This window comes from Synechococcus sp. R55.7, assembly GCF_047461955.1.
Classification (GTDB): Bacteria; Cyanobacteriota; Cyanobacteriia; order Thermostichales; family Thermostichaceae; genus Thermostichus.
On the sequence record NZ_JANSIC010000053.1, the window covers coordinates 1 to 5,173 of the forward strand.

Consider the following 5,173-nt stretch of genomic DNA (forward strand, 5'->3'; position numbering starts at 1 on the left):
GGCTTCTCCGGTGACGGGGCCGTTTTTGTTCGATCGGGTGCGGCAGCGGCAGCGTATTCGCGCAACTCTGGAGCAGGTGTACCGCAACCCCGCCGCCATTACGGATGAGCTGGTGGAGATTCTCTATGCCCCTTCCTGTGATGTGGGCGCTCAGCAGGTGTTTGCCTCGATTCTCACCGCTCCCCCTGGCCCAACTCCTGAAGCCCTATTGCCTCAGGTGCGCTGCCCGCTGTTGGTGCTCTGGGGAGAGGGGGATCCCTGGACGCCCATTCAACGGGGTCGCGGCTTTCAAAACCACGTGCAAGGGATCGACTACCAGTTTCTCCCCATCCCCGATACAGGCCATTGCCCCCACGACGAGCGCCCAGAGGTGGTCAACCCTCTGATTTTGGGCTGGCTGCCCAGGGCCTTTGCGGCGGTCTAAGCTTTTTTGGAGGTTCCTTTGCCGGAGAGGCCCAACCAACCTCGGATTTTGGCCATCCAGACTTGAAGGGGTGAAGGCTGGGGGCGGATCGCCACCTGGATCGGCTCGTCTTGGAAGTCCTTGTCCTTGAGGCGAAACCCAAACTCCAGGTCATCTTTCACCTTGCCGAGACGGGGAAACAGCCTGACGGCTGCTTTTTTGAGTTCTTCCTCGTTTTGGAAAATGGCCTGGTGAATGGCGCTGGAACGTCCCACTGCCAGGGATCCCACCGGCAGCCAAGGATTGGGCTGGCCAGGCGCGGGCTGGCGACGGCGGGCAAAGATGTTGAACTCCGGCATCCCCTTGGCTTTCAGCTCGTCGTACCGTTTGGCGGCTTCCTTACGCTTGGCAGTGTTGGAGCTGGCCGGTTTTTTCTCAGGCTTGGATTTGCGAAAACCCTTAGACGGATTCATACTTGGGCTGACGAGAGGGGGGATTTTTGCAGCTTAGCGCAGATCGGATCCCCTTCTCTGCTGGGGATCCCTTGTCCTCATTGTCCGTAGCCGGCGTGCTATACTTGTTGAGCTTCGGCGGGTGGTTAGAGGGGCCCGTCAGTCGGGATGTAGCGCAGCTTGGTAGCGCACTTCGTTCGGGACGAAGGGGTCGCAGGTTCGAATCCTGTCATCCCGATGGCTTTAAAGTTCACTGAGCTCTCAACTTAATCTTGGGGGTTTAATTTTGGGGGTGTAAGTGACGCAGCCAGGCATTGACGTTGACCCGAATTCGCTGCCCAACCTGTAAGAGGCGGTGCAGGTTTTCGGCAGAAATGTCTCGGCAGTCTTCTTGGGGCCAAGCTGGGCAACGCGGGCCAATTTGACGCTCCAGCGCTGTCAGATAGAGCTCTTGCAGGCGATCCAAGTTGATGGGCAGGCGCAGGTCTGCAGCCAATTGCAGCCATTCTTCCAGGTTGTAGAGCTGTTCGCCGAAGGTCTCCGGCTCAAAAGCGTGGGCAAGGTGCCACATCCCCCGCTGTAGGAGCCGATCCAGAACCCGGGCTGCCTCTTCCCGCCGCAACTGACACCCCAACTGCTCGGCCTCGCGCACAATTGCCCGCAATTCCAGCAGGTGATCCCGCTTGCCCTCTTCCATTTCCATCGCCCGCAAACTGGTCAACAGGCGTTGGTTGAGGGTGATCTGAGCGGCAGCCAACAACTCTTCCGGGATCGGCAGGCCGTCGGCCCGAAAGGCCATCAAGACCCCGTAATTGTCCAGGTAGGTTTGGCGGTAGAGCTGGGCCAGGCGGTCTAGGGTATCTTGAGTGAGCCAGCGCATCATCTGCTGCCGATCTTCGTCGTCGAGGGCGTTCAAGTCGAAGGTTTCCGGCCCAAATAGGTCTTGCAGGGTCAGGATCATCTGTATCCGACTGTGGGATCCGGCCAGCAGCCGCGCTTTTATCTGCTCGTAGATGCGCCGCCCAGCAAACGGCTTGACGCCACATTGAAAGTCCCAGCCGCCGAGGTGGAGCACGGCGTAGATTAGATCGTGCTCTTCGCGGGTGGTGGGAAAAGTGAGCTTCACCCGCCCGATAGCCAGTGTCGACCCGCCTATCGTCAGGCGCTCTTGATCCACTTGATCCAGCACATATCCTTGGGAACGGGGGATCCCGTTAAACAGGGAAAACATGGCGTGCTGAGCCACCAGCCGTTGCGGGCTGATCAAGCTGGGGCGCACCAAGGCGCAATAGACCCCCTTGCCGTCTCTGTAGAGGTCGAGGTTGCTGGGGGCCTTGCTCAGGCGCTGCAAAAACTCCTCTTCTAGGTTGACATCCGCCACTGCTGCTGCCAACTGGATAGCCCGTGCCGCGTAACGCAGGATCTGCACCCCTTCAGGACGGGATAGCTCCTCGAAAAACCAGCCACAACTGGTGAACATCAACTGGCTGTAGCGCTGCATCTCCAACAGGCGCAGCACTTGCACCCGATCTTCGGCGGTGAGGCGGTGGCTTTGGTGCTCCTGCAAAAAGGCATCACAGCGCTCCCGATCCAAAATCACCTCGATGTAACGATCCCGCGCCAGCCAGGGATCCCGCAGGTAGGCTCTGGCCTCCGTCTCGTAGATCTCGGCCAGCTGATCCCGCAGCCAGTTGAGGGCCTCCCGCAGCGGTTGCCGCCAGCGTTGGTGCCACCCTCCCACCGCTCCGCAGCCACAGTCTCGCGACCACCGTCCTACCCCGTGGGCGCAGCTCCAGGCGGTGACCGGTTTCAGTTGCACCTCCCAAGTGGGGGGATGTTGGCTGAGAAAATGGCTGTAGTTGCCCACCTGCCAGCCCCGGCGGGGAAATTCCTCGCAAAAGGCATAGGCCAGCGTGCGTTCTACACCCCGCTTGTGGTGGCCAAAAGTCTCGCCATCGGTGGCACAGTTGACCAGATAGGCTTCCCCCTCTTTGTCCGAGCGCAGAGCGGAACGGATCCGCTCCGCCAGAGAGTGGGTGCTGTAGACGATATCCCCAAAGCCCAAGTCACGGGAAATGGGGCCATCGAAAAAGAAAATATCCAAGTACCCCTCCCGATCGGGGGTAAAGCAGCGGTAGGGCCGACGGGGATCGATCTGGCCTTGGCTAACGTCGATCCACTCCGTTTGTCCCAAGGGGCGAATGCGCTGCGCTTGGCTGGGGGCCAAAATGACGAAGCGGATCCCACATTCGACCAAGGCCGTGACCGTTGCTGCATCAATGGCGGTTTCGGCCAGCCACATGCCCTGGGGATGGCGCCCGAAGCGGTGTTGGAAATCGGCAATTCCCCAGCGGATCTGGGTGTACTTGTCTCGCTCGTTGGCCAGGGGCAGGATGACGTGGTTGTAGACTTGGGCAATGGCATTGCCATGACCCTCAAGCCGCTCAGCGCTGAGACGGTCGCCGGCCAAAATGCGTTGGTAAACTTCAATGTCATGCTCCTCTAGCCAAGAGAGGAGAGTAGGGCCGAAGTTAAAGCTCAAGAATTCATAGTTGTTGACAATGCGCACCACCCGTCCTTGGTCGTCCAGAACGCGGGCAAAGGCGTTGGGGCGGTAACATTCCGCCCAAATGCGCTCGTTCCAGTCGTGAAAGGGGCTGGCGCTCGGCTGTCGCTGAATGCGGTTGAGGCAGGGATCCTCTCGGGGCGGCTGATAGAAATGGCCGTGCAACACCACGTACGGCCGCGCAGAGGAAAGCTCAGCAGCACCTGCCGGAGAAGGAGCCGCTTGCATCGGCGGGTCGGAGACCAAATCGCTGTGCCCTGACTGTGCCGCTGGCCTATCGGAATTTTTGGAGCCACTCGGCATCATGAGATTACACTCCTTTTAGAGGCCTCCAACTGGGTTACAGGGGAAGGCAATGTTAACTTAAGTTCATATCCATACGTTACAGCGATCCCCGATCTGCAACGGTGAATGTAAAAGATTCAGTTGGAAATTTGACAGGGAACAAACATCGGTCAGTAATCTTTGCGTTTTCCTCACAACAGAAGGGATCCCGGGACTTAGCGGGTGGGGGCCGATCTGCCGGTGGCCATTTCCCACGCCGAACAACCCGTTTGAGGTCAGGCCCCCATTGGAATCCCGGTGGATCCCCAGCTCGAACTCACATTCCGGTCCAGTGCCACCAGGCCCAGCCCAGCCCCACCAGCAGCGCCGTTATCCCATAGAGGGATCCCACCACCTGCACCTCCGACCAGCCCCCCAGCTCCAGATGGTGGTGCAAGGGCGACATGCGCAACAGCCGTCTGCCTGTGCCGGTTTTGCGTTTGGTGTATTGGAAGTAGCCCACCTGCAGCATCACCGACAGCGCCTCTGCCACCAGCACTCCCCCCATCAGGGCCAAGGCCCAGAGCTGATCCCCCAGCAGCGCCAACCCGGCCAGAGCGCCCCCCAACCCCAGGGATCCGGTATCGCCCATGAACAGCCGCGCCCGGTGGTGGTTGTGAACCAGGAACCCCAAGCAGGCACCGCTCAGGGTGAAAGCCAACACCGATAGCTCTGGATCCCTGTGAAGGAGCCCCAGCCCAATCAGCAGGATGGCCACCACCCCTGCCGCCAAGCCGTCCATACCATCGGTGAGGTTTACGGCATTATTGGTGCCCACCAACACAAACAGGGCCAAGGGCCAGAACAGCCAGCCCAGAGAGAGGGTGCCTATCCCCGGCAAGGTCAGACTGGTCGGGATCCCCTGCCAGGCCAGGTAGACACAAAACCCAAGGGCAACTCCCACCTGGAGCAACAGCTTGTGTTTGGGAGACAACCCCTTGTTGGATTGCTGTCGGATCACCAGCCAATCGTCCAGCCAGCCGACAAAGCTGTAGGCCAGCGTGAGCAGCGCGACAGCCAGCCAATGGGGATCCCAGCCGCTCCAGATCCCGGCCACCAGTAGCCCCACGGGCAAAAAGCTGATCCCGCCCATGGTGGGTGTGCCTGCTTTTTTCTGGTGGGATTGGGGCCCCTCCTGGCGGATCACTTGCCCCGCCTTCCAGCGCCGCAACCCGGGGATGAGCAGGGATCCCAGCAGGGCCGAACCCAACGCGCTCAACCCAAAAGGAACGACCACCTGGGGGCGGATCCCGATCACAAGGGTCGAGAGGGCCAAACCCAGCCCCAGCGAGAGCGCCATCCCTCCCCACTCCGTCTCTTCCACCTCCAGATTGGGAAGTGTATCCGCATCCACCCTTTCTGAACCCCTCACACCCTCAACCTCCAAACCCTCAAAAACTCTATCCTGCCAGAGCTCAGAGGCGAAAG

At 60.1% G+C, this 5,173-nt stretch carries 4 protein-coding genes and 1 tRNA gene; 2 read left to right on the forward strand and 3 right to left on the reverse strand.

Going from position 1 to position 5,173, the window contains the following annotated elements:
• Positions 1–424 (forward strand): alpha/beta fold hydrolase (locus tag NW820_RS04360; protein ID WP_414406785.1); only part of this gene is annotated, 424 nt, incomplete at its 5' end.
• On the opposite strand, the gene NW820_RS04365 is transcribed toward NW820_RS04360, so the two are convergent.
• Positions 421–876: an HHL1-like protein gene (locus NW820_RS04365; protein ID WP_414375395.1), complete on the reverse strand. Its 456-nt coding sequence runs from the start codon at positions 874–876 to the stop codon at positions 421–423. The two genes, NW820_RS04360 and NW820_RS04365, sit on opposite strands and share 4 nt — an antisense overlap.
• A 143-nt stretch (positions 877–1,019) precedes the next feature.
• Between NW820_RS04365 and NW820_RS04370 the strand changes: the two genes are divergently transcribed.
• A tRNA-Pro gene (locus NW820_RS04370) sits at positions 1,020–1,093 on the forward strand.
• Positions 1,094–1,135: 42 nt separating this feature from the next.
• Here NW820_RS04370 and NW820_RS04375 read toward each other — a convergent pair.
• Together NW820_RS04375 and mraY are read right to left on the reverse strand one after the other, a co-directional pair.
• On the reverse strand, positions 1,136–3,727 hold the full coding sequence (locus NW820_RS04375) for a DUF3536 domain-containing protein (RefSeq protein ID WP_414406786.1): 2,592 nt from the start codon (positions 3,725–3,727) through the stop codon (positions 1,136–1,138).
• A 295-nt stretch (positions 3,728–4,022) separates the two neighbouring features.
• The gene (gene mraY / locus NW820_RS04380; protein ID WP_414406790.1) at positions 4,023–5,045 is read right to left on the reverse strand and encodes a phospho-N-acetylmuramoyl-pentapeptide-transferase; all 1,023 of its coding nucleotides are present in this window, start codon (positions 5,043–5,045) and stop codon (positions 4,023–4,025) included.
• Between the last annotated feature and the right edge of the window lie 128 nt (positions 5,046–5,173).